Below are 25,198 nucleotides of genomic sequence, written 5' to 3' on the forward strand. Positions count from 1 at the left end.
AATATTTAATGTTGTTTGTTGTTGCTAAATTATATGAAAACACTAAAAAAATCATTTAAAATACTATTAAAAACGTTATTAGGATTCATAGCTTTTCTATTGATTTATGCAATACTTATTTTCTTTACTTCTATAATTTCGGTTAACGAAAATAATGAAAATACTGATAAAAATATTCCCATTTACATTTTATCTAACGGAGTACATACCGATATTGTTTTGCCTTTGAAAAACGAAATCAAAGATTGGTCAACAGCTATTTTATATACTAATACAAAAGCAAAAGATTCTACTTTACAAAATCTAGCTTTTGGTTGGGGCGACAAAGGATTTTATTTAGACACACCTACTTGGGCAGATTTGAAAGCTTCCACAGCAGCAAAAGCCGTTACAGGATTGAGTTCGTCTGCTATGCATGTCACTTTTTATGGAAATTTAAAAGAAAATGAAAGTTGTAAAAAGTTTTTTATTTCTGAAAGCCAATATCAGAAAATGATAACTTATATTGAAAATAGCTTTTCATTGGACAAAGCCAATAAAATACAACGAATTGGGACACATTCCTATGGCAAACACGATATTTTCTACGAAGCAAAAGGCAGTTATAATTTATTTTACACTTGCAACACTTGGGCAAACCAAGCCTTAAAAGCAGGTAACCAAAAAGCAGCACTTTGGACCGTTTTAGATAAAGGAATCTTTTATCATTATGATTAAGAATTATTTAAAAAAGCATGAATTAAGATTTTTTTCAATTCTAACAGCTTTGTTTTTGTTTTTGCCATTTGTGAAACAGTGTGATGGTCTTAGTTCTGTTTCACATGAACAGCCTATTTGTTTAGGTAGTGAAACTGCTAATGAACTTAAACCTAAAATTACCAAAAACAGATTGGTGTTTGATTTAATGATTTACTTCACAGAAGAAAGCGAAAGTATTATTGATTTATGCTTACAATCAAAGTCGTTTTTAGAAAATGATTTTAATAGTGATGTAAAATTTGTAGATTTTTTGTTTCTATTTTCAATAATTTTTTCGATAATTTTAGTGATTTTAACAGTATTCGGAGTATTATTTTTTTCTTTAGCTAGAAAACAATTTCTTTCAGTTATTTTTCTGATAAATTCTGTTTTAGTTGTATTAATTTTGTTGATTAACGGTTATCTTTTTGTAGATAGAATAGGTCAGATTAAGATAGGATTTTATTTATTATTAGGTACAAATTTTTATCTTTTTTATCATCTTAAGAAATTCGTTAAAAACAAATAATTTGTCTTTTTTTTCTTTTCTCTTTTCTCTTTCTTCTATGTTCTTTTCTCTTTTCTCTTTCTTCTATGTTCTTTTCTCTTTTCTCTTTCTTCTATGTTCTTTTCTCTATGCTCTTTCTTCTTAACTCTTTTGTCAATAACTTATAATCGGTGCTCTTTCATTTTTTATAGAGAAATAGTATATTGCACAAAATCCGAAATCTGTTTATGCTAGAGCAAAATCAATATACCGAAGACAATATTCGTTCACTCGACTGGAAAGAACATATCCGTATGCGTCCAGGGATGTACATTGGAAAACTAGGAGACGGTTCCTCACCAGATGATGGAATTTACATTCTACTGAAAGAGGTAATGGACAACTGTATCGATGAATTCGTTATGGGTGCAGGAAAAACCATTGAAGTAACCATCAAAGAAAAGTTAGTTACCGTTCGCGATTATGGTCGTGGAATTCCATTAGGAAAAGTAGTTGATGTGGTTTCCAAAATGAACACAGGAGGAAAGTACGATTCCAAAGCCTTTAAAAAATCGGTAGGTTTAAATGGTGTTGGTACCAAAGCCGTAAATGCACTTTCAAATTATTTCCGAGTAGAATCGGTTCGTGATAACCAACAAAAAGCTGCCGAATTTTCTGCAGGTAATCTTACAATTGAAGAAGAAGTAACAGAAACGACCAAACGCAAGGGAACAAAAGTATCTTTCGTTGCAGATGAAACTATCTTTAAAAACTACAAGTATCGTAATGAGTATATCATTAAAATGCTTAAAAACTATTGTTATTTAAATCGCGGTTTAACGATTTATTACAATGGAGAAAAATACGTTTCAGATAATGGATTAAAAGATTTATTAGACGAAAATATTGCAGAAGAAGATATGGTGTATCCAATCATTCACTTAGAAGGAGATGATATTGAAGTAGCCATTACACATAGTAAATCACAATATTCAGAAGAATATCATTCCTTTGTAAACGGGCAAAATACCACGCAAGGAGGAACCCATTTAGGAGCTTTTCGAGAAGCGATTGTGAAAACCATTAAAGAATTTTACAATAAAAATTTTGAAGCTTCAGATATTCGTAAGTCTATTGTTTCTGCGGTTTCGATAAAAGTAGAAGAACCTGTTTTTGAATCACAAACCAAAACCAAATTAGGTTCTACTGATATTGGCCCAAATGGACCTACAGTTCGTACTTTCGTAAATGACTTTATCAAAAACAAATTAGATAATTTTTTACATAAAAATCCAGAAATTGCAGATGCTTTATTACGTAAAATTTTACAAGCAGAACGCGAACGAAAAGAATTATCAGGCATACGTAAATTAGCAAAAGACAGAGCAAAAAAAGCCAGTTTGCACAATAAAAAATTACGAGATTGTAGAGTACATTTGACAGATGCAAAAAATCCTAGAAGCTTAGAAAGTACGCTTTTTATTACAGAGGGAGATTCGGCTTCTGGTTCGATTACCAAATCACGTGATGTGAACACCCAAGCGGTTTTTAGTTTGCGTGGTAAGCCATTGAATTCATATGGAATGAGTAAAAAAATCGTATATGAAAATGAAGAATTCAATTTATTGCAAGCAGCTTTAAATATCGAAGAGGACATGGGTGATTTGCGTTATAACAACATTGTAATCGCAACCGATGCCGATGTTGATGGAATGCACATTCGATTATTGTTAATCACCTTCTTTTTACAATTTTTTCCAGAACTGATTAAAGATGGGCATTTGTATATTTTACAAACTCCTTTATTCCGTGTGCGAAATAAAAAAGAAACCATTTATTGTTACAGTGAAGAAGAACGTGTAAATGCCATTGAAAAATTAAAACCAAAACCAGAAATCACACGATTTAAAGGATTAGGGGAGATTTCTCCAGATGAATTTAAGCATTTTATAGGCGATGACATTCGTTTAGATCCAATCATGCTAGATAAAGCAACTTCAATAGAAACTTTATTAGAATTCTACATGGGTAAAAATACACCAGATAGACAAGAGTTTATTATAAACAATTTGAAGGTGGAATTGGATGTGATAGAGAAGGAATAAGGAGCACAAAGTTTCACAATGTTTAGCACAACGTATTCAAAGTTTTTAATTAAAAATCTTTGTACAAAAAAACATTGATTGACTTAGTGTATTACTTTGAGTAACTTAGTGTAACGAAAAAATGCAAGAAGAAAATGAAATTAGCAGAATAATATTGGATTGTGCTTTTAAAGTTCACACTAAATTAGGTTCTGGTTTATTGGAAAAAGTTTATTGAGAATGTTTAGCCTTACGAACTGATGAAATGCGGATTAGATGTTAAACAGGAAAAAGCATTTCCAGTAATTTATGAAGAAATAAAAATGGATTGCGGCTATAGGGTTGATATAATTGTTAACAACAAAGTTATAATTGAATTAAAAGTAGTAGAAGACTTTACAATTGAGCATGTAGCTCAATGTTTAACTTATATGCGACTTTCCGAATGTAAATTAGGATTGATTTTAAATTTTTATAAAAAATCTTTAAAAGACGGAATAAAAAGATTGATTATTTAAACATAGTGAAACTTAGTGTAAAACTTAGAGAAACTTAGTGCTATAAAAAATGAAAGACGAAGAAGAAAACATAAACCCAGAAGAACAAAACGAATCGGTAAACGAATCTAATGAAACAGAAGGTTTTGATGATATAAAAACATCAGGCCATCATTTCTATGAGAATAACGAAAATCCAGAAGATACTATTACTAAAGTAACAGGTATGTACAAGGATTGGTTTTTAGATTATGCCTCTTATGTAATTCTAGAACGTGCGGTTCCAGCAATTGAAGATGGTTTCAAACCAGTGCAGCGAAGAATTATGCACTCCATGAAAGAACTAGATGATGGTCGTTATAATAAAGTAGCTAATATTGTTGGGCACACTATGCAGTATCATCCTCACGGTGATGCAAGTATTGGTGATGCAATGGTGCAAATTGGTCAAAAAGATTTAATTATCGACATGCAAGGAAACTGGGGAAATATCCTTACAGGTGACAGTGCAGCTGCTTCTCGTTATATTGAAGCAAGAATTTCTAAGTTTGGTCATGATGTATTATTTTCTCCAAAAATTACAGAATGGGGTGTTTCCTATGATGGTCGTCGTGCAGAACCTATTAACCTTCCAGTAAAATTTCCTTTACTTTTGGCTCAAGGAGCAGAAGGAATTGCTGTAGGTTTGTCAACGAAAGTATTACCGCATAATTTCAATGAATTAATTGATTCCTCTATAAAAATATTAAAAGGAAAACCTTTTACTTTATTTCCCGATTTCCCAACAGCAGGAATTGCAGATGTCTCTAATTATAATGATGGTTTACGAGGAGGAAGAGTTAGAGTTCGTGCCAAAATTGCACAATTAGATAAATCAACTTTAGTTATTACCCAAATTCCATTTTCAACTAATACTTCAACATTGATTGATAGTATTTTGAAAGCCAATGAAAAAGGAAAAATTAAAGTTAAAAAAATTGAAGATAACACAGCAGCTGAAGTTGAAATTCTCATTCATTTAACACCAGGTGTTTCTCCTGATAAAATGATTGACGCTTTGTACGCTTTCACAGCTTGTGAAACTTCTGTTGCACCTTTAGGCTGTGTAATTGAAAACAATAAACCATTATTTATTGGTGTTTCTGATATGTTGAGAATTTCGACCAATAGAACGGTTGATTTACTAAGACGTGAGTTGGAAATTCAATTGGACGAATTACAAAATAAATGGCATTTTTCGACCTTAGAAAAAATCTTCATTCGTGAAGAAATGTATATCGATTTCAAATTATATTCCGACAGAGAATCATTATATGATTATTTATACAAAAAATTTGAACCTTTTAGAAAATTACTAGTTCGTGATATTCACGATGATGATTTACAAAAACTGACTCAAATTCCAATGATTCGAATTACACGTTTCGATTCTGATAAAGCAGATGACGCTATTGCGAAATTAGAAGCTGAAATGGAACAAGTGAAACATGATTTGGAACATATTATCGATTTTTCAATTGCTTTTTTTACCAAATTAAAAGAGAAATATGGTAAAGGTCGTGAGCGTCAAACAGAATTAAGAAGTTTTGATACTATTGAAGCGACAAAAGTGGTGTTGAGAAATACGAAACTTTACGTGAATAAAGAGGAAGGTTTCTTAGGAACTGGACTTAAAAAAGATGAATACGTAGCGGACTGTTCTGATATTGATGATGTAATTGTTTTTCTTCGTGATGGTCGAATGGTTATTACAAAAGTGGATGATAAGAAATTCATTGGTAAAGATATTATTCACATTGCTATTTTTGATAAAAATGATAAGCGAACAATTTATAATGTCATTTACCGTGATGGAAAATCAGGAAGTACATTTGTAAAGCGTTTTAATGTTTCTGGAGTTACTCGTGATAAAGAATATGATTTAGCACAAGGAAAACCAGGCTCGCAAGTATTATATTTTTCGGCTAATCCAAATGGTGAAGCAGAAGTTGTAACCATTTTATTACGTCAAGTAGGCAGTGTAAAAAAACTAAAATGGGATTTAGATTTTTCTGAAATTTTAATAAAAGGAAGAGCTTCTAAAGGAAATACGGTTTCAAAATATCCAATTAAGAAAATAGAATTAAAAGAAAAAGGAATTTCAACACTTCGACCAAGAAAAATATGGTTTGATGATACCGTACAACGATTAAATGTAGATGGAAGAGGAGAGTTGTTAGGGGAATTTAAACCAAATGATAGATTGCTAATTATCAATCAATCTGGTAAATTAAAAACCATTATTCCAGAATTAACGACTCATTTTGATCAAGACATGATAGTGTTAGAAAAATGGAAACCAAATAAACCTATTTCAGCAGTCTATTTTGATGGTGAAAAAGAACGTTATTATGTGAAACGTTTCGTAATTGAAAACGAAAATAAAGAAGAGATTTTTATTACAGAACATGAAAAATCGCAATTAGAAATTGTTTCAACAGATTGGAAACCAATGGCAGAAATAGTGTTTGCCAAAGTTAAAGGAGTTCAGAAAGATACGTTACAAGTTAATTTAGAAGAATTTATTGCTGTTAAAGGAATAAAAGCATTGGGTAACCAATTAACTAGTGATAAAGTAAAACAAATTAATTTATTAGAACCACTTCCTTTTGAAGAACCAGCTGAACCAGAACCAGAAAAAATGGAAGTGACAGATGAAGAATCGGTTTCTGATGATGTAAAAACAGATTTAGATGATGATGGTCAAATAACTTTAAGTTTAGATTAAAATAAGAGAAAATAAAAAAGGCTGTATCATTTGATACAGCCTTTTTGGTTTAATTAGAATAAATCATAGGCAGGAAAAGCGGATACACTTTTTACTGCTGCAGAGAATTCATTTAACATTTTGCCTAAACCAGAATCATCAGTTGGTGCATTGTTAACAATTATTGCCAAACTATAACCATCTCCTATTTCTGCAAGCCATGACCTTGAACCACCATGTGCTCCATTATGTCTTTGTTTATCTCCAGATATTGTCCAGCCACAACCATAATTAGGTGATAATGTTGTGTCTTGTGTTAAGATTGTATGTGTACTAGCTTTTATAATATCAGGTGGTGTATTACTTCCATCAACTTTTCCTAGATATTTTACAAGATCTATAGGTCTTGCAACCCAACCACCAAAACCTGCCCATAATTGCATATTTTGTTTTGTTTCTGGTGTGTAATGAGATTCATTAGATTTTACACTACCATTAGCTAAACCAACATACATTCCTGATCCAACACCAGCAGGTGTCAATACATTATTACGTATGAAAGTTTCATACGACTGACCACTTATTTGTTGAATCACACATGCTAAAATGAAATAACCAGTATTGGAATAAGAGTATTTAGTATTGGGATTAAATTTTAATAAATCTGATGATTTAAGTAACATTTTCATAGTATCATCATACGTTTTGTCTTTGTTCCAAAATTCTGCTTCTCCATTACAAGTACGCAATCCTGAAGTGTGATGCAATAATTGTGAAATTGTTATTTCATTAAGTTTAGGTTTGTCAGCAGGTGTAGCATATTTTGAACCTAGAATACTGTTTGAACCAAAAACACGTTGGTTCATACTAATTTTATTTTGTTCCAAAAGTTTCATTATTCCAGCAGCAGTAACCGATTTTGAAATACTCATAATTCGCATAGAATGATTAGGAGATAAGTATTCATTAGTTGCTTTATCTGCATATCCATAAGCTTTTGCAAAAACAAGTTTGCCATTTTTAGTTACTGCAAATGATAAACCTTTAACATCTTGTGAAGTCATATAGCTTTTTGCCGCATTATCAAGCTTGTTAAGATCAGCTAATTTCATAGACTTATTTATCCAAATTGCATTATAATTATCTGCTGAACCAGAAGCAAAAGCATTTACAAAAACAGGCACATAACCTTGATAATACATGTTGTCAAATGTATGTTGATAATTAATTCGACTTAACCCGTGTTTAGCCATCCAAATTGGATAAGTTGATTTTTCCCAAATAGCAGCATATAAATCAGTACGCCCTTTTTGATATCCGCTAATAGACTTTAAATGATACCCTTTACTTGTAAAATCATTAAACGCTTTTTGATAATCGGCTGCATTAAGATTATGTCTTGCTATTATAGACCCTGATTTTTTTTCCCAAAAAGCAGCAAAATACTCTTTTCCATTAATTACGTAACCTGAAACTTGTTGCAATTGATAACCACTTTTGCTATAATCATCAAAAGCTTTTTGATAATCTGATGCTGTCATATTATGCTTTGCTTTCCAAGCTCCTCCTGAACTTTTGTCCCATACTGCAGCAAATTTAGCTTGATTCCCAACTGCATAACCAGACAAGCACACAAGTCTATAACCTTTACTTACTTTGTCATTAAAATCTTTTTGATAATCTGCAGATGATAATCCATGTTTTGCTGACCATGCTGGTCCTGATACTTTGTTCCAAATTGCTGCATACAATTCTTTTCCGTTACTAGTATAGCCAGTAAGAGAAGTAACTCTATAACCTTTTGCATTTAGGTTATTAAATTCAGTTTGATACTTTGCAGGTGTCATAGCGTGTCTTGCAACAAATTGTGAGAACGTTGTTCCAGTAATAAATAATACTACTATTGCTAGAATTTCTTTTTTAAATAATTGTTTCATTTTTTTCATTGTTAATTTAATCTTTTTAGATACTTATTTTTTATGGGACAAATGTATGGCCATGCTTGCTTGTAGGAAAGAGTACAAATACCGTTTATTAAGGGCAAATTCCCCTTTTTAATTTGTGTAGTTTATACTATATTAATACAGTAAAAAATATTTAAGTTTTGATTAACAATGAGTAATTCAAGTATTAAAGGATTTTTTGTAACTTTGAAAATCTAAAATGAAACATTGTTTACAAATATTAGTTGTAATTATTTTTTGGTTTTTAATTAACCCAACGATTTCTTATGCTTGTTCCAAAAAAACGGTTTCAATAGAAAATAAGTGTTGTTCTAAAATGAATAAGCTTAGTTCAAAACAAACGGATTGTTCTGATAAAGAGGAACAAAAATCTTGTGATGGTAGTTGCAATTCTTCAAATTGTAATTTTTCACCCATTTTTTCAAGCATTATTATTGCAGAAGTATTTTCAATTCCTCAAAAAAGCGAAATTATTGTAACTATAAAACCTAATTTTTTCTATCTAGAAAAAAATATTTCTTTAAATTATTTAGCCATTTGGTCTCCTCCAAAAATAAGCTAATGATATCCTTGTATAGCCTTTATTGTGCTTAATTCTTATTAGTTTTTTAAAACTAAAAGCAATTTTACTTAAATAATAATTTAAAATCTTTAAAATGAAATCAATAAAAAACATATTGATGCTAACTGCTTTGTTAGTATCATTTGCATCGTCACATGCACAAATTAAAAATGCACAAACAATTACAGAGAAAATTTCAGGAAACTGTGATATGTGTAAAAAAACAATTGAAAAAGCTGGAAACCTTAAAAATAGCGCTTCAGTAAATTGGGACAAAGAAACAAAAATGGCTACTATTTCTTATGATGTTAAAAAAACTAATAAAGATGAAATTCTAAAACGAATTGCTTTGGCTGGTTATGATAGTGAATTATTTTTGGCTCCAGATGATGCTTACAATAGTTTACCAAATTGTTGTAAATATAATAGAGAAAATAAAACTGAAATAGTTGAAGAGACAAAAACGGAGATGAAGCATAATAAAATAAAAATGAAAACTTCTCAAGATGCTAATTCATTGGTAGAGGTTTATAATGTTTACTTTGAGTTGAAAGATGCTTTAGTATCCTCGGATTCAAAAATAGCTTCTAAAAAAGCAACTGATTTATTAGCTTTTATAGAAAAAGTAGAAATGAAGTCATTAAAAATGGATGTTCACATGGTTTGGATGAAAGTAATAAAAGACCTTAGAAATGAAGCAAAAACAATTTCTACAAGTAATGATATTGAAAACCAAAGAACTTCTTTTAGTTTACTTTCTGAATCAATATATCAATTAATAAAAGTTGACAAAATGGATTCAGCAATCTATTACCAACATTGTCCAATGGCAAATAAAGGTAAAGGAGCAAATTGGTTAAGCAAAGAAAATACCATTAAAAATCCATATTATGGTTCAATGATGTTAAGTTGTGGAAAAACAGTGGAAACTATTAAGAAATAATGCGAATAATATAAGTGTTTTAATTAATCATGTAACCGATTTACGTTTACACTAGTTAACTTTAGAATCAATTTAAAAAAACAAAAAAATGAAAAATTTATCTTTTCTTTTACTAACAATTATGGTTTCTATTTTGTTTTCTTGTAAACAAAGTAATACTAATGAAACCGAACAAGATAATCATATGCATCAAGATACAACTATGGTACATAATGAAGAGCAAGTGATGAATTCTGACAAAATGTATTCTTGTCCCATGCATCCTGAAGTTAAGGGAAACAAAAATGAAAAATGTACAGAATGTGGAATGGATTTGACAATGACAAGCACTCAAACTTCAGAAGAGGGTAAATAATGTAATCCTTATTATTTGATTAATTTTATTCAACCTTATCAATTAAAGGATGAGGTTGAATAATTTTTAGTAAATTCAAAAAATGAAAATTATGAACAAAAAGGATAATCATTCAAGTAGAAACACCTATTTAAAATTTGCATTACTATTACTCAAGAAAAAGAAATTAAGCAAATGAAAGAAATGATTAATCGATTAGAAAATAATTAATAAATGATGAAACTTCATGTTAAAAACATGGTTTGTAACCGATGTATTTTAGTTGTAAAGTCTGAGTTAGAAAAATTAGGACAAGAAATACTTTCTATTGAATTAGGAGAAGTTGTTTTAAAAAATGAAATTTCTGTAAATGATAAAAAAGATATTGCCAAACAACTTGAAACATTTGGTTTTGAAATTTTAAACGATTCTAGTAGTAAAACAATTGAGAAAATTAAAACTATTTTAATCGATTTAGTTCAAAATAAGAACAATAACATCAATGTTACTATGTCTGATTATTTAATACAAAACCTTCATCAAGATTATAGTAAATTAAGTAATTTGTTTTCCACTGTTGAAGGAATAAGTATTGAAAAATATTTTATAAATCTCAGAATTGAAAAAGTAAAAGAATTGATTGTTTATGATGAATTATCCCTTTCTGAAATTGCAGACTTATTGAATTACAGTAGTGTGGCTCATTTGAGTAATCAGTTTAAAAAAGTAACTGGTTTTTCACCTAGTTATTTCAAGAAAATTAAGGAAAGTAAAAGAAAAGAATTAGACCAATTATAAATTTTGCAAAACCTATCCATAATTGTGTAAGTTTTTGGATTGAATATTTTCGAAATTTGTAATAAAGAAATTAAAATCATGAAACATACTTACCATATTGAAGGAATGACCTGCTCAGGTTGTGAAGCAAAAGTTAAAAAGGATTTATCGAAGGTCGAAAATGTTACTCAAGTTGAAGTTTCTAAAGAAGAGAAACAAGCTAAAATAGTGATGTCAAAACATGTTGAATTAGCTGTTCTGCAAGAAGCAATAGGAGGAAAAGATAGTAAATATCAAATTTCATTACCAAACACGAATTTCAAAACAGAATCAAAACCAACAAGTTGTTGTTCTACAGAAAAAAAAGAGCAGAAGCACCATGAACAGAACCACAGCCATCCAGCAGGAAAATATTATTGTCCCATGCATTGTGAAGGAGATAAAGTTTATGATAAAGCAGGAGATTGTCCTGTATGTGGAATGGATTTGGTGAAAGAACTTATTCAAAAAACACAATATACTTGCCCCATGCATCCTGAAGTTATTCAAGATGAGCCAGGAAGTTGTCCAAAATGTGGAATGGATTTAGTTCCAATGGAGCCTACAGATTCAGAAGAAAATAAAACATACAATGATTTATGGCACAAAATGAAAATAGCTTTACTTTTTAGTATTCCAGTTTTCATTATTTCCATGTCAGATATGATTCCAAATAATCCATTGTACCAAATAATGGATTTAGAAAAATGGAATTGGGTGCAATTTGCCTTAACCATTCCTGTAGTTTTTTATGCTTGTTGGGTATTTTTTGTAAGAGCATGGAAATCCATTGTCAATTGGAACTTAAACATGTTTACTTTAATAGGAATAGGAACAGGAGTAGCTTTCGGATTCAGTATTATTGGAATGCTTTTTCCAGCTGTTTTTCCAGACCAATTTAAAACTTCAGAAGGAACGGTTCATTTGTATTTTGAAGCAACAGCAGTTATTTTAACCTTAGTTTTGTTAGGCCAACTTTTAGAAGCAAAAGCACATGGTAGAACGAGTAGTGCAATTAAGGAATTATTGAAATTAGCTCCAACTGAAGCTACATTAGTAATTGATGGAGAAGAAAAAGTGATTTCCATTCATGATATTAAAAAGGGTGATATTATTCGAGTAAAACCAGGAGAGAAAATACCAGTAGATGGTAAAATTACTGAAGGGAATAGTACTATTGATGAATCTATGATTTCTGGTGAACCTATTCCTGTTGATAAAAAAGAAGAGGATGAAGTAAAATCTGGAACTATTAATGGAACAAAATCTTTCTTAATGATTGCTGAAAAAGTAGGGTCAGAAACTTTATTGTCACAAATTGTGCAAATGGTTAGCGATGCTAGTCGTTCGAGAGCTCCAATTCAAAATTTAGTAGATAAAATTTCGAGATATTTTGTTCCAATAGTTGTTTTAATTTCAGTTGTCACTTTCTTCCTTTGGTGGCAATTTGGACCAGAACCAAAATTAGTTTATGCTTTTGTAAATGCTATTGCTGTATTAATTATTGCTTGTCCTTGTGCTTTAGGATTAGCAACACCTATGTCTGTTATGGTTGGAGTAGGAAAAGGAGCAAAATCGGGTGTTTTAATTAAAAATGCTGAAGCCATTGAAAAAATGGATAAGATTGATATCTTAATTACCGATAAAACAGGAACACTGACAGAAGGAAAACCATCTGTTGAGAAAATTGTAGTAAAGGAAGGTGATGAAAAAGAAGTTTTAGGAAAAATTGCTTCACTAAATCAAAGAAGCGAACATCCTTTGGCCACAGCCGTAGTTACATTTGCTAAAGCTAAAAATGTTACTTTTTCTAAAGTAGAATACTTTGAATCGGTTACAGGAAAAGGAGTGAAAGGTATAATTAATCAAGAGCCCATAATTCTAGGAAATGCAAAGCTATTGGAACAAGAAGAAATTCAAGATTTTTCAACAATAGAACAACAAGTCATTTCGGAGCAAAAACAAGGAAAAACGGTTTCTTATATAGCAATTGGTAAAAAAGTAGTAGGTTATATTACCATTACTGATACCATAAAAAAAACAAGTTTTGAGGCTATTAAAGAACTAAAACGTCAAGGTGTTGAGGTGGTTATGCTTACTGGAGATAATGAAAACACGGCTAAAGCAGTTGCCACAGAATTAAACCTAACTAGTTTTAAAGCAAGTTGTCTTCCTCAAGATAAATTAGAATATATAAAGGCATTACAAGCTAAAGGGAAAATTGTGGCTATGGCAGGTGACGGAATCAACGATGCACCAGCATTAGCACAATCAGATATAGGAATAGCTATGGGAACAGGAACAGATGTGGCTATAGAAAGTGCAAAAATAACTTTAGTAAAAGGAGATTTGAAAGGTATTGTAAAAGCGAAGAATTTAAGCCATGCTGTAATGAAAAACATCAAACAAAATCTGTTTTTTGCCTTTATTTATAATACAATAGGAATTCCAGTAGCAGCAGGAGCTTTGTTTTCTGTATTTGGAATTTTATTATCACCAATGATTGCTGCTTTAGCGATGAGTTTTAGTTCTGTTTCAGTAATTGTTAATGCCTTGCGATTACGTACTGTAAAAATTTAAAAAATGAATAAAATATATTGTTTACTCTTTACATTATTATTAACATCTGCAATATTTGGACAAAATGTAGTGCGATATGATTTGCATATTAGAGATTCAATTGTCAATTTTTCAGGAAAAGAAAAAAGAGCGATTGCTGTAAACGGACAAATTCCAATGCCAACTTTGACTTTTATAGAAGGTGATATTGCAGAAATTCATGTGTATAATGAATTGAAAGAATCTACCTCCTTACATTGGCACGGATTGTATCTGCCTAATAAAGAAGACGGTGTGCCATTCTTAACTCAAATGCCTATTGAACCAAGAACTAAACATGTATATCGTTTTCCAATTATTCAATCTGGAACGCATTGGTATCATAGTCATAGTGGTATGCAAGAACAAATTGGAATGTATGGCTCTTTAATTTTAAAGAAAAAATCAGATGATCCTACTTTCAGAAAAGGAATTGATGATATTCCAGAAGTTCCTATTGTTTTAAGCGAATGGACCGATTATAATCCAAATAATATTCATCGAATGTTACACAACGCTTCCGATTGGTTTGCTATTAAAAAAGGAACTACACAAAGTTATGCCGAAGCTATTCGTGAAGGTCATTTTAAGACTAAACTAACTAATGAATGGAAACGTATGTTAGCTATGGATGTGAGTGATGTGTATTATGATAAGTTTTTAATAAACGGCAAAAATGAAAGTCAATTGTCGCAATTTAAAGGAGGTGATAAAGTAAAATTGCGAATTGCCAACGGTGGAGCTTCTTCTTATTTTTGGCTAAAATATGCTGGTGGAAAAATGACAGTAGTTGCTAGTGATGGAAATGATGTAGAACCTGTTGAAGTGGATCGATTGATTATTGGTGTTTCTGAAACTTATGATATAATTGTAACTATTCCAGCAGAAAACACTTCGTATGAGTTTTTAGCCACTCCAGAAGATAGAACGAAATCAACTTCTATTTATATAGGAAAAGGAATTAAGCAATTGGTTAGCCCAATGCCAAAATTGAAATATTTTGAAGGGATGAAAATGATGAATGACATGATGAATATGGATGGAACAATGGACGATATGGGAATGGATATGAGTTTTCAAAAGATGGATATGAATACAGTCATGTATCCTGAAATATCAGTTTTTGAAAAGAAAAAAGAAAATAGAGAAGAGAACATAGATGGAAAAGATATGGAAATGGATCATTCTAATCACGACATGTCAGCAATGAAATCAGATATTGTGACTTTGAATTATGCAATGTTAAAATCACCAACTAAAACTACTTTACCCAAAGAGGCTCCCGTTCGTGAACTTCGTTTTGAATTAACAGGAAATATGAATCGTTACGTTTGGAGTATGGATAATAAAGTGTTAACTGAAACTGATAAAATTTTAATTAAAAAAGGTGAAATACTTCGTATTACCTTATTTAATAATTCAATGATGCGTCATCCCATGCATTTACATGGTCATGATTTTAGAATACTTAACGGTCAAGGAGATTATGCTCCTTTAAAAAATGTATTAGATATTATGCCAATGGAAACTGATATTATCGAATTTGAAGCCAATGCAGATGGCGATTGGTTTTTTCATTGTCATATTTTATACCACATGATGGCTGGAATGAATCGTGTATTTAGTTACGAAAATTCACAACCTAATCCTTACTTGCCCAATAAAGAAAAAGCTTATAAAAAGCTACAAGCAGAAAGCAATCAGTTTCATTTCATGGCAGAAAATGATTTTGCTACTAATGGAAATGACGGACAAATGATGTTGCAAAATACGCGTTGGAGCATTACAACAGAATGGAGATTGGGTTACAGCAAGCATCATGGATATGAATCAGAAACTCATATTGGGAGATATATTGGAAGAAATCAATGGTTTATGCCTTTCATAGGTTTTGATGCTCGCTATAGAAAATTGGATGATGGAGAAATTGAAGAAAATCTATTTGGGCAAACTAGTACAAAAGATAAACGAATTCAAGCTAGTTTAGGTTTTGCTTATACCTTACCTATGTTAGTCATCTTTCAAACAGAAGTCTATCATGATGGAAATGTAAGAGCACAATTAATGCGAGAAGATATTCCTCTTTCAAAACGTTTGCGAATGGCTTTTATGGTAAATACAGATAAGGAATATATGGCTGGTTTTAAATATATTGTTGGTAAAAATATGGGAATAACAACTCATTATGATAGCGACATGGGAATTGGTTTTGGTATAAACCTAAATTATTAATCACTTAATTATTGAATTCATGTTTATTTAATAAAAAATTAAGATAGTAACCTTTATTTAAACTTTTCATAAACTATAGATATAGGTATGGTAATGGTTGTTTTACTTTTTGTTTACAAACGAGAAGTAGCTTTGTTCAACGAAAAAAAACAACCAATTATTTATTATGAAAACAAACTTTAAATCACTTTTTTTAGTTGCATTATCCTTTACTGTGTTCTCTTGTAACGATGATGATACTACAGAAGTAGAAACAACAGAAAAAGTAACACTTAAAAATCATTCTGTAACTACAGCTTTTTTATCTAAAAAAACTGGATTTGAAAATTTAGAAATCTATTCTTTATTAAGTTCTGAAGATCAATTATCAGAATCTCCAAATTTTGTTTATGGTTCAATGGCAGATGGAATGGGATTGATAAAAATGAACGATGGAACTTTCTCTTTAATTAATAATATTGAAGCAGATTATTCTATTGCCAGAATATCATTTGATAAAACTTTTAAACCAGTTAAAGGAGAATATATTTTAAATGCTGCAGCAACAGCAAATACAGCACAATGTTCTGGTTCTTTAATTATGCCAGACGAGCACGGTTTTGGTCCTTTATTTTTATCTGGTGGAGAATGGGGTGGAGCCTCAAAAGGTGTTTTTGCGTTGGATCCATTTAAAAATGCTGAGGATGCTGAATTAGCAACTATACTTCCTGCTTTAGGACAATGGTCTACTGAAAATGCAGTTGTTATAGGTAAAGACGCTTATCCTTCAAAAACAGTAGTGTTTATTGGTGATGACACTAGTGATGATACAACACCATCTGGACAATTAGCTATGTATGTAGGTAATAGAGGAGATTTAGCAGGTGGAAGTCTTTATGGATTAAAAGTGACTCAATCTGGTATTGATTACGAAATGGACATGCAAGAAGGAGTAACTTATCCTGTAGAATTTGTTCAATATACAGAAAGAACACTTAATGAATTAGAACAAGAATCTAGAGATAAAGGTATTATGGGCTTTTCAAGAGTGGAAGATATCGATTATAGAAAAGGTTCTGCAGGTGCAAATAGAGAAATTTATTTTGCCGTTACAGGTAGAAAATCAACAGCTTTAACAGGTAAAGGTTCTTTTTACGGAAGAATTTATAAGGTAATTTTAGATGCAAATAATCCTACAGTAGCAACAATAACTTGTGTATTAGACGGTGATAAATTATCAGGAGTTGCTAGACAATTTCATAGTCCAGATAATATTGTAGTAACAAAAGATTATGCCTACATCATGGAAGATCCTAATGGTTACCCTGATACAGCAGATAAAACTCATTTTTCTTATTTATATCAATATAACTTAAATACAGGAGCATTAAAAGTAGTTTTAGAATGTGATCAAACTAATGCTGAAATTGCAGGATTGGGTTCTGCATCTAGTTTATGGGAATTAACAGGAATGATTGATGTTTCAGATATCATAGGAGTAGAGGGAAGCTTTTTAATATGTACTCAAAATCATAGTTGGCATAATGCTGCATTTACAGATCCAAACGCTAATCCAAATTCTGATAGCGATAGAGGTAGTCAATTATATCTTATCAAAGGTTTAGAAAGATAATATGCGTAAAGTGTTGAAAACAAAAAACTTAAAGGCTATATGTTTATATAGCCTTTTGGCTTTTTTTACATTTAGTTGTAAGAAAAAGGAAGAATACAAAGAAATATCTTCTTTAGAAAAACTTGAAATTCAATTTAAAGAAAATTTATGGAATGCTTCTATCGCATTAGATAAACTTAATGAAACCTCAAATATTGAAGATAAAAAAGTATATTATTTAGAAGCTCGAATGCTTTTTAAATCGTGCGAACCTATTCTAGCTTTTCTAGATGCTGATAATTATATTTTCTTTAATCAACCCAATATTCTAAAAATAGAAGAAGAAGATTTTACAGATGTAAAAATAAAAGAGCCAAGTGGTTTTCAAGTTATTGAAGAAACATTATATAATGAAAATGTAAATCTAGTTGAACTTGAAAAACAAGTGACTTTAGTAAGTACAAAATTTAAATTTTTACATAAAAATCAGACTTTTAATTTTTTAAAAAACCATCATATACTTTGGATTATAAGAGATGCAATTAATAGAGTTGCATTAACAGGCATTACTGGTTTCGATTCACCAGTTTTAGAAAACTCTTTAGAAGAAAGTAAAACAGTATATCTTGCTTTGAAAGAAATAATTACAATTTATGAGAATGAATTTAGAAACAAAGAAATATATCAAAATTGGTTAAACCAAATTGAAAGTAGTATTGCTTTTTTAGGTAACGAAAACTTTGAAAAATTCGATAGATATTCTTTTATTAAAAATCATACTCATGAAGCATTGGAAATATGGAATAAAACAGTAACCGATTGGAAAGTAGAGTTTCCATTCAAACAAGCTATAAATTATGATATAGAAAATTTGTTTACCAATGAGACTTTCAATATTAATTATTTTACAGATCAAAAGGGAAACCCAATTCAAGAGAATAAAGTAGCTTTGGGAAAACTATTATTTGAAGATAAATCTTTATCAAATAAAAAAGATATAAGTTGCGCTACATGCCACAAAAAAGAATTGTATTTTACAGATGAATTAGCTAAATCACCAGGAACTACTAGAAATTCTCCTACTTTATTCTATGCTGCCTTACAAAAAGGTTTCTTTCATGACAAGCGCACAGGAAGTCTTGAAGGACAAATTATAGATGTGGTTAACAATCCAAATGAGTTTCATTTATCCTTAAATGACCTAGAAAAAAGAGTTTTAGAAAAATCAGAATATGTAGATTTATTTAAAAAAGTGTACCAAAAAAACATAAATAATCATTTAATCCGAAATGCAATTGCATCTTATATTATGTCCTTAACTCCATTTAACTCAAAATTTGACTTAAATATGCAAGGAAAGGAAAACACATTAACTCAAAATGAAATTAATGGTTTTAATCTTTTCATGGGTAAAGGTAAATGTGCTACTTGTCATTTTGCTCCATTATTTAATGGTTTAGTGCCCACACAATTCAAAGAATCTGAATTAGAGTTAATAGGTGTGCCCAAATCTAAAGATACAATTAATGCTGAAATTGATGATGATTTAGGTCGATATAACATTTATAAAACTGCAGAGCGAAAATACTTTTTTAAAACACCCACGGTTCGTAATATCGAAAAAACAGCACCTTATATGCACAACGGAATATATACAACTTTAGAAGAAGTTATCGATTTCTATAATAAAGGAGGTGCTTCTGGATTAGGAATAGAATTAGAATATCAAACACTTCCTTCTGATAAATTGAATCTCACAAATCAGGAAAAAGAATATTTAATTGCTTTTTTAAAGACATTAACAGATAAGTATTAACAAAAAACAATAAACTCTCACAAAATGAGAGTTTATTGTTTTATTATATATTGTAGAAATTAATCTATTAGATTATTCTCTTTTAATTTTTGATTTAAAAAAGTACTGTTGTAGGTAACTAACTAAATAGAAAGTTATTTCTTCTTTCTCATTTTCATATTTAAAAATTCTACAGCTAATGAAAAGGCAATAGCAAAGTATAAATAACCTTTTGGTACAGCACCCACATATTGTCCAGCTAACTCAGCATGTGATAAGTGCATACTTTCTGTAATTAGCATAAAACCAATTAATATCAAGAAAGCCAATCCTAAAATTTGAATAGAAGGATTTTTGTTTACAAAATTTCCAACAGGAACAGCAAATAACATCATAACACCAACAGAAATTACTACAGCAGTAATCATAATTATTAATGCTCCTTCTACACCATTCGTCATACCCACAGCAGTTAGAATACTATCAATAGAGAAAATTAAGTCAATAAGAAGAATTTGACCAATTACACTACCAAAAGTAGCAGCTGCTTTTGTTTTCATTACCTTTTCTTCTTCTCCTTTATGATCTACTTTCTCATGTATTTCTTTAGTACTTTTATAAATTAAGAATAATCCTCCTAAAAGTAAAATTAATGCCTGACCTGTAATTTCTGCAGAAAACCAACCAAAATCAAAGCTAAACCAAGGAGCTTTCATTGCAATTAATAAAGTAATACCAAAAAGTAATGCAATCCGCATAAACATTGCTAGAAATAGCCCTATTCGTGTAGCTCTTTTACGCTTTTCTTCAGGTAATTTTCCTGTTACAATTGAGATGAAAATAATATTATCAATTCCCAGTATAATCTCTAAAAAAGTTAAGGTTAAAAGTGCTATCCAAGCATCTGGATTGGTTAAAATTTCCATAGTAAATAAGGTTAATTTGTTTTTTTGTTTTAAAATTAAAGTTGTTAAACGTAAATTATTACTTTTTTGTTACAGTTCCACGCTGTTTTTTTGTTTTACCTACAATATTATATTCAAAAGTATAACCTTTTTTGCTAGTAGTTAGAATTTTTATTTGAACCGCATTTTTTTCGTTCATGGATTTAGGGTTTATTTTTTGTAAAATAAACTCACAATCATTAACCCATCTTACCGATGAAGTATCTTTCTTTTCTCTAAAAGTTTCAATTTGAATAGAATCATTTCTTTCAAAATACGAGGTTTCCATTTTTCCATCAATTTCTCTAGTAAATTCGAAATTTCCAGTTTTAAAATTACTGCAATTTCGTTCTTGTTCATAACAAGAAACTAATGTTAAAACGAGAAGTATAATTATTTTTTTCATTTTTTTAGGAGCTATTTCCAGCTATTCGCTATATCTTTTAATTGCATAAAACTTCAATAACATAGAAGATTAGTCAAAGCAATTAAAAGGATGTCGCTTCTATCTGGGCTATTGTAATTTTTTCAGTTCATCATCAGTAAAATGTTTCAAGCTTTTTTCTTTGGCAAACTTATCGGCATTATAACTATTCGATTTGTTTTTTGGTATAGATAAACTATTCCATTCCGTTTGTTTCAACATTTTGGCAAAAAATACAATTTGTCCAATATGATATGGATAATGAGCTAATTGACGGTTGATAGCATCTAAAGCAGTCTGACCTTCATTTCTAATGTAAATAATCTTGGATAAGTCTTCTGGTTGTAAAGCATGTATAGCATTAAAAAAACAAGCCCAACCTTCATTCCAAAGTTGCATTAAACTATTTTTGTCATTTTCTTTAAAATTGGAATCAAATTCAGCATCTCGCATTCTCCATTCTTTTTCTCCATCAGTTGTTAAAAAATCAGTCCAACGTGAAAGCATATTCCCATGCAAGTGTTTAATTATTGTTGCAATAGAATTGGTATCTTCATTTGTTGAAATGAATAATTGATCATTTTCTAATTGCTCAATTGCTTTTTCTGCCACAGTTTTGTAATAAAGCATTTGCTTTTTTACACTTTCTAAATAAATATTACTTGTTTCCATCAAATAAACTTTTCATTATAGTATTAATTCCTTTAAATCCCAGATAAATTGCAATAGCTGATAATAAGATTCCAATTGATAATACATAAGGATAATATGGGCTATCCTCATTTTTAAACGAACTATTAATCACTATTGGTCCAATAGCCATTAAGGGCAAACAACCCGATAAGTATTTAATGCCTTTGGCTAATAATTTTCTATTTGTTCCCATATTATTATTGTTTTGGAGGTGGAGGAATCAGTTCAAAAATTCGATTTCCAGCACCAAGATATATACTAGATTGATTCCTTTTTATTTCTTCTTTTTCTTTTTTTGTTAGTTGACAAATATGCTTTCCAAATCGTTGCAAAGCTATTTCTTCATAATATAATTGGTAAGCTTTTTTAATGGCTATAAAAGTTTTTTCAATCTCTTGTTTATTAGTTGTTAAATCCCACATTATTGAAACGTTTTCTACATAATCATAGCTTGTAATAGGTTTTTTTAATAATTTATGTAGATAATTAACTAAAGAATCATTAGGTATCGGTCTTTCATTAACTAATACCTGATTTTTTCGATTTAATAAAATACGAGTAAATGACCTATTACCACATATTATACCACAACTCCTGCAATAATTAAAAAGTGTTACATTCACCGTTTCATTTGCACTTAATTTCAAAAGAAACTCATGAGTTTTGCAACAGGTTTCTTTATTCAGTTTTAAAGAAATTTCTTCTAAAATGTCATTTCTATAATTGTTATAGTTAATTTCAATTACAGGTAATGAATCATGAATACCTAGTAAATAATTTTCATTGGAACAATATTGAAACGTTTTATTAGAAAACAAAAAATAACAACTCACTAAAACAATAGTGGTAAAAGTAGCAAAAAGTACAACTTTTCCATTGTAGTATTTTTTTCTTTTCTTCAAATTTAAAAGGTTATATTTAAACCTATTCCGTTTGTATTAGTAATCACTTTCATATCAAAATGATAACCTAAACTTGGACTATTTCCTTTTACACTTTCGTTATATAATTCGATACTTTTATCTCTCATTCTAGTTCTTCCTGAAAGAATTGGAATTGAAACTCCTATTAATCCAGCTCCTACATAAGTAAAACCAGAAGGATAATCGGTATCAGAAACTAAACCTTTTACCACATCTCCAATAATTAATCCTATTCCACCTCCTAATAAAAGACCACCAACTGATTCTTTAGTTCGTGATTTTTTATATAAGTTTAATGCCGCTGGATTGGCTGCTAATGTTTTTGTAATTTCATGTTTGTAAACTAAATTATCATCTATATAAAATTTATTGTCTCTAATTTCAATTTGTTGTGAAAAAATGAAATTAGTAATCAATAAACTAAGTAGTATAACTATTTTTTTCATGTTAGTGTATTTAAGATTTATAATTAGTAACAGCGTTTCTAACACTGCCATATTTAAGTAATAACTTTTTTGCTAATTCATAATCTACCGCAATTTCTTCCATAATCATTTTAGTACCTCTATCTACTAATTTATCGTTACTCAATTGCATATCGACCATTTTATTGCCTTTTACTTTGCCTAATTGTATCATCGTTGCAGTAGAAATCATGTTTAGAACTAATTTTTGTGCAGTTCCTGCTTTCATTCGGCTACTTCCTGTAACAAATTCTGGTCCTACAACCACTTCAATAGGAAATTGTGCGGTTAAAGCTAACGGACTTCCAGCATTACAAGTAATACAACCAGTACTAATTCCTTTTTCATTGCATTTTTCTAGACCTTTAATCACATAAGGTGTTGTTCCTGAAGCTGCGATTCCTACTACAACATCTTTTGTAGTAATATTCCATTTTTGTAAATCTAACCATGCCTGAGTAGTACTGTCTTCTGCATTTTCAACTGCTTTTCTAATGGCTAAATCTCCTCCAGCAATAATTCCAATAACTAAATCAAAAGGCACTCCAAAAGTAGGAGGACATTCTGATGCATCTACTATACCTAATCTACCAGAAGTTCCTGCACCAATATAGAAAAGTCGACCGCCTTCTTTCATTTTAGAAACAATTTCTGTAACTAAAACTTCAATTTGTGGTATTGCTTTTTCTACGGCTAGTGGAACAGTTTGATCTTCTTTATTAATATTGGTCAACAAATCTTTAACTGACATTTGTTCTAAATGTTCGTATTTGGAGGATTGTTCAGTGGTTTTAGTGAAGCTCATTATTTTAAGTTGAGAAGTAGCTAAAATACGAAGATTTTTTTTGGAATTTGGAATTTTAATATTGGAAATTATACCTTAAATAAAATAAGCCAAAATAATACCTAAAATAATAGCAGTAAGTTTTGCCAAATTAAATTTATGCCCTTCACTGCTTTCAAAGATAATAGTAGAAGAAATATGAAATAAAATACCAATTACAATTCCAGAAATCTGAGTGTAATAATTCTTTAAAAAAAGAAGATTGTCGGCTAAAAATGTTCCAATAGGTGTCATAAAAGCAAAAATAATCATGAAAAAGAAAATAGCTTTTTTATTCAAATGAGCATTCAAAAAGAAAGTGGTCAAAATAATAGCAATTGGAAAATGATGAATCGCAATTCCATAAGCTAAGTGATTTTGATTACTTATAGGCATTCCTTCTAATAATGCATGTAAACACAAACTAAAAAACAATAACCATGGAATTTGATTCATGGTTTGATGACCGTGAACATGACCGTGTTCAGCTCCTTTTGAAAAGTATTCTAAAACAATTTGAAATACAATTCCAATCATAATAAAAATTCCTATTGCGCTATTGTGATTATGATGATGGTCGTGAGTATGATGTAAATCAGTTTCATAGACTTCTGGTAATAAATGCATTACCGTTAAAGACAATAAAAAAGCACCACTGAAAGCTAATAATAATTTTAAATTCTTTTTGCTTTTTGGACGTAAAAAAAGAGCAATAAAATAGCCTATCAATACAGATAGTAGCGGTAAAATATAGATACTATAATCCATTATTTAAAAATCATTATTAAACGTTCCGAATCGTTTTTAAAGAATTTTTGTAATTTATAGTTACCAAAAATATCCAATAAATAAATTCCTGATTCTTCCATCATTTGTTCAAAATCGGCTAGTCGTAATGCTTGTACTTTTTCTGTAAAATGATAATCTTCACCTTCTGAGGTAAAACGAATTTCTTTATAAATGTGATTTTCCTTTACATATCTTTTTATATGAAAATCGATATTTTCAACCGTTTTTACTTCTTCAGGAACTAAATTAGCAATTACATAATCTACATTCATAAAATCGATACAAGCAAAACCTGTTTCGCTTAGACTATTATGAATGGCTTTTATGGTGGTTAAATTATCTTCGTCTTTTTCAAAATACCCAAAACTGGTAAAAAGGTTAAAAATAGCATCATATTTTTCTTTGCAAGTATCACGCATATCGTGAACTTTAAAACGTAAAGTCTCATTTGCTGCTTTTGATGCTTCTGCTATGCTATTTTCAGACAAATCGGCACCAGTTACATCATAACCTAGCGAATTTAAATAAATAGAGTGTCTTCCTTTTCCACAAGCTAAATCTAATATTTTTGCATGATCAGGAAGGTTTAGATAACCTGTTAAATTATCCATGAAGTGTTGGGCTTCATTGTAATTTCTATCTTTATATAATATGTGGTAAAAAGGGCTATCAAACCAAGAGGCATACCATTTTTGTGTACTCAAATTTTTATTTTCTATCATTATTCTTTTGCTCACCAAATTAATCTTGC

Annotated in this window: 24 protein-coding genes; 14 read left to right on the forward strand and 10 right to left on the reverse strand. The window is 30.1% G+C overall.

Features of this window, described 5'->3' with window-relative positions; genetic code table 11:
- Nucleotides 1–33: 33 nt before the first annotated feature.
- From ACULEV_RS04920 to ACULEV_RS04945, 6 genes are all read left to right on the forward strand, one after another.
- Complete coding sequence (locus ACULEV_RS04920; protein WP_445457557.1) at nucleotides 34–717, forward strand: TIGR02117 family protein; 684 nt, start codon at nucleotides 34–36, stop codon at nucleotides 715–717.
- A complete protein-coding gene (locus tag ACULEV_RS04925) occupies nucleotides 710–1,267 on the forward strand; it encodes a hypothetical protein (RefSeq protein ID WP_445457558.1) in 558 nt (185 codons plus the stop codon). The genes ACULEV_RS04920 and ACULEV_RS04925 overlap by 8 nt, the downstream gene beginning before the upstream one ends.
- A gap of 206 nt (nucleotides 1,268–1,473) precedes the next feature.
- On the forward strand, nucleotides 1,474–3,330 hold the full coding sequence (locus ACULEV_RS04930) for a DNA topoisomerase IV subunit B (RefSeq protein ID WP_445457559.1): 1,857 nt from the start codon (nucleotides 1,474–1,476) through the stop codon (nucleotides 3,328–3,330).
- Nucleotides 3,331–3,451: 121 nt separating this feature from the next.
- Complete coding sequence (locus ACULEV_RS04935; RefSeq protein WP_445457560.1) at nucleotides 3,452–3,547, forward strand: GxxExxY protein; 96 nt, start codon at nucleotides 3,452–3,454, stop codon at nucleotides 3,545–3,547.
- Between the two features lie 22 nt (nucleotides 3,548–3,569).
- On the forward strand, nucleotides 3,570–3,827 hold the full coding sequence (locus ACULEV_RS04940; protein ID WP_445457561.1) for a GxxExxY protein: 258 nt from the start codon (nucleotides 3,570–3,572) through the stop codon (nucleotides 3,825–3,827).
- Between the two features lie 49 nt (nucleotides 3,828–3,876).
- Nucleotides 3,877–6,573: a DNA gyrase/topoisomerase IV subunit A gene (locus ACULEV_RS04945; RefSeq protein ID WP_445457562.1), complete on the forward strand. Its 2,697-nt coding sequence runs from the start codon at nucleotides 3,877–3,879 to the stop codon at nucleotides 6,571–6,573.
- 53 nt (nucleotides 6,574–6,626) lie between these two features.
- On the opposite strand, the gene ACULEV_RS04950 is transcribed toward ACULEV_RS04945, so the two are convergent.
- Nucleotides 6,627–8,489 (reverse strand): serine hydrolase, encoded by a 1,863-nt coding sequence (locus ACULEV_RS04950; RefSeq protein ID WP_445457563.1) that lies wholly within the window; start codon nucleotides 8,487–8,489, stop codon nucleotides 6,627–6,629.
- Between the two features lie 226 nt (nucleotides 8,490–8,715).
- Here ACULEV_RS04950 and ACULEV_RS04955 point away from each other — a divergent pair, with 226 nt between their 5' ends.
- From ACULEV_RS04955 to ACULEV_RS04990, 8 genes are all read left to right on the forward strand, one after another.
- The gene (locus ACULEV_RS04955) at nucleotides 8,716–9,078 is read left to right on the forward strand and encodes a hypothetical protein (RefSeq protein ID WP_445457564.1); all 363 of its coding nucleotides are present in this window, start codon (nucleotides 8,716–8,718) and stop codon (nucleotides 9,076–9,078) included.
- A 94-nt stretch (nucleotides 9,079–9,172) separates the two neighbouring features.
- Entirely contained in the window at nucleotides 9,173–10,021 is an 849-nt protein-coding gene (locus tag ACULEV_RS04960) for a DUF3347 domain-containing protein (RefSeq protein WP_445457565.1), read from the forward strand.
- Between the two features lie 88 nt (nucleotides 10,022–10,109).
- The gene (locus tag ACULEV_RS04965; RefSeq protein WP_445457566.1) at nucleotides 10,110–10,376 is read left to right on the forward strand and encodes a heavy metal-binding domain-containing protein; all 267 of its coding nucleotides are present in this window, start codon (nucleotides 10,110–10,112) and stop codon (nucleotides 10,374–10,376) included.
- A 216-nt stretch (nucleotides 10,377–10,592) separates the two neighbouring features.
- Nucleotides 10,593–11,153, forward strand: a complete 561-nt coding sequence (locus tag ACULEV_RS04970; protein ID WP_445458520.1) for a helix-turn-helix domain-containing protein — start codon at nucleotides 10,593–10,595, stop codon at nucleotides 11,151–11,153.
- Nucleotides 11,154–11,231: 78 nt separating this feature from the next.
- On the forward strand, nucleotides 11,232–13,751 hold the full coding sequence (locus ACULEV_RS04975) for a heavy metal translocating P-type ATPase (protein ID WP_445457567.1): 2,520 nt from the start codon (nucleotides 11,232–11,234) through the stop codon (nucleotides 13,749–13,751).
- A 3-nt stretch (nucleotides 13,752–13,754) separates the two neighbouring features.
- Nucleotides 13,755–16,001, forward strand: a complete 2,247-nt coding sequence (locus ACULEV_RS04980) for a multicopper oxidase domain-containing protein (RefSeq protein WP_445457568.1) — start codon at nucleotides 13,755–13,757, stop codon at nucleotides 15,999–16,001.
- Between the two features lie 166 nt (nucleotides 16,002–16,167).
- Nucleotides 16,168–17,613 carry an alkaline phosphatase PhoX gene (locus ACULEV_RS04985; RefSeq protein ID WP_445457569.1) on the forward strand — a complete coding sequence of 482 codons (1,446 nt, stop codon included), beginning with the start codon at nucleotides 16,168–16,170 and terminating at the stop codon, nucleotides 17,611–17,613.
- A gap of 55 nt (nucleotides 17,614–17,668) precedes the next feature.
- Entirely contained in the window at nucleotides 17,669–19,408 is a 1,740-nt protein-coding gene (locus ACULEV_RS04990) for a cytochrome-c peroxidase (protein ID WP_445457570.1), read from the forward strand.
- Between the two features lie 134 nt (nucleotides 19,409–19,542).
- On the opposite strand, the gene ACULEV_RS04995 is transcribed toward ACULEV_RS04990, so the two are convergent.
- The 9 genes from ACULEV_RS04995 to ACULEV_RS05035 form a co-directional block, all read right to left on the reverse strand.
- Nucleotides 19,543–20,313, reverse strand: a complete 771-nt coding sequence (locus ACULEV_RS04995) for a TerC family protein (protein WP_445457571.1) — start codon at nucleotides 20,311–20,313, stop codon at nucleotides 19,543–19,545.
- A gap of 58 nt (nucleotides 20,314–20,371) precedes the next feature.
- Nucleotides 20,372–20,737 (reverse strand): DNA topoisomerase IV, encoded by a 366-nt coding sequence (locus ACULEV_RS05000; protein WP_445457572.1) that lies wholly within the window; start codon nucleotides 20,735–20,737, stop codon nucleotides 20,372–20,374.
- Between the two features lie 108 nt (nucleotides 20,738–20,845).
- On the reverse strand, nucleotides 20,846–21,427 hold the full coding sequence (locus ACULEV_RS05005) for a DUF1572 family protein (RefSeq protein ID WP_445457573.1): 582 nt from the start codon (nucleotides 21,425–21,427) through the stop codon (nucleotides 20,846–20,848).
- Nucleotides 21,414–21,641: a DUF6095 family protein gene (locus tag ACULEV_RS05010; RefSeq protein WP_445457574.1), complete on the reverse strand. Its 228-nt coding sequence runs from the start codon at nucleotides 21,639–21,641 to the stop codon at nucleotides 21,414–21,416. Before ACULEV_RS05010 ends, ACULEV_RS05005 begins: the two co-directional genes overlap by 14 nt.
- A 4-nt stretch (nucleotides 21,642–21,645) precedes the next feature.
- Nucleotides 21,646–22,350, reverse strand: coding sequence for a hypothetical protein (locus ACULEV_RS05015; RefSeq protein WP_445457575.1), 705 nt, complete (start codon nucleotides 22,348–22,350; stop codon nucleotides 21,646–21,648).
- A 2-nt stretch (nucleotides 22,351–22,352) separates the two neighbouring features.
- The gene (locus tag ACULEV_RS05020) at nucleotides 22,353–22,817 is read right to left on the reverse strand and encodes a hypothetical protein (RefSeq protein ID WP_445457576.1); all 465 of its coding nucleotides are present in this window, start codon (nucleotides 22,815–22,817) and stop codon (nucleotides 22,353–22,355) included.
- 10 nt (nucleotides 22,818–22,827) lie between these two features.
- Nucleotides 22,828–23,640, reverse strand: a complete 813-nt coding sequence (gene murQ, locus ACULEV_RS05025) for an N-acetylmuramic acid 6-phosphate etherase (RefSeq protein ID WP_445457577.1) — start codon at nucleotides 23,638–23,640, stop codon at nucleotides 22,828–22,830.
- 75 nt (nucleotides 23,641–23,715) lie between these two features.
- Nucleotides 23,716–24,426, reverse strand: coding sequence for a ZIP family metal transporter (locus tag ACULEV_RS05030; RefSeq protein WP_445457578.1), 711 nt, complete (start codon nucleotides 24,424–24,426; stop codon nucleotides 23,716–23,718).
- Nucleotides 24,426–25,169 (reverse strand): SAM-dependent methyltransferase, encoded by a 744-nt coding sequence (locus tag ACULEV_RS05035; protein ID WP_445457579.1) that lies wholly within the window; start codon nucleotides 25,167–25,169, stop codon nucleotides 24,426–24,428. Before ACULEV_RS05035 ends, ACULEV_RS05030 begins: the two co-directional genes overlap by 1 nt.
- Between the last annotated feature and the right edge of the window lie 29 nt (nucleotides 25,170–25,198).

This window comes from Flavobacterium sp. HNIBRBA15423 (assembly GCF_052655965.1).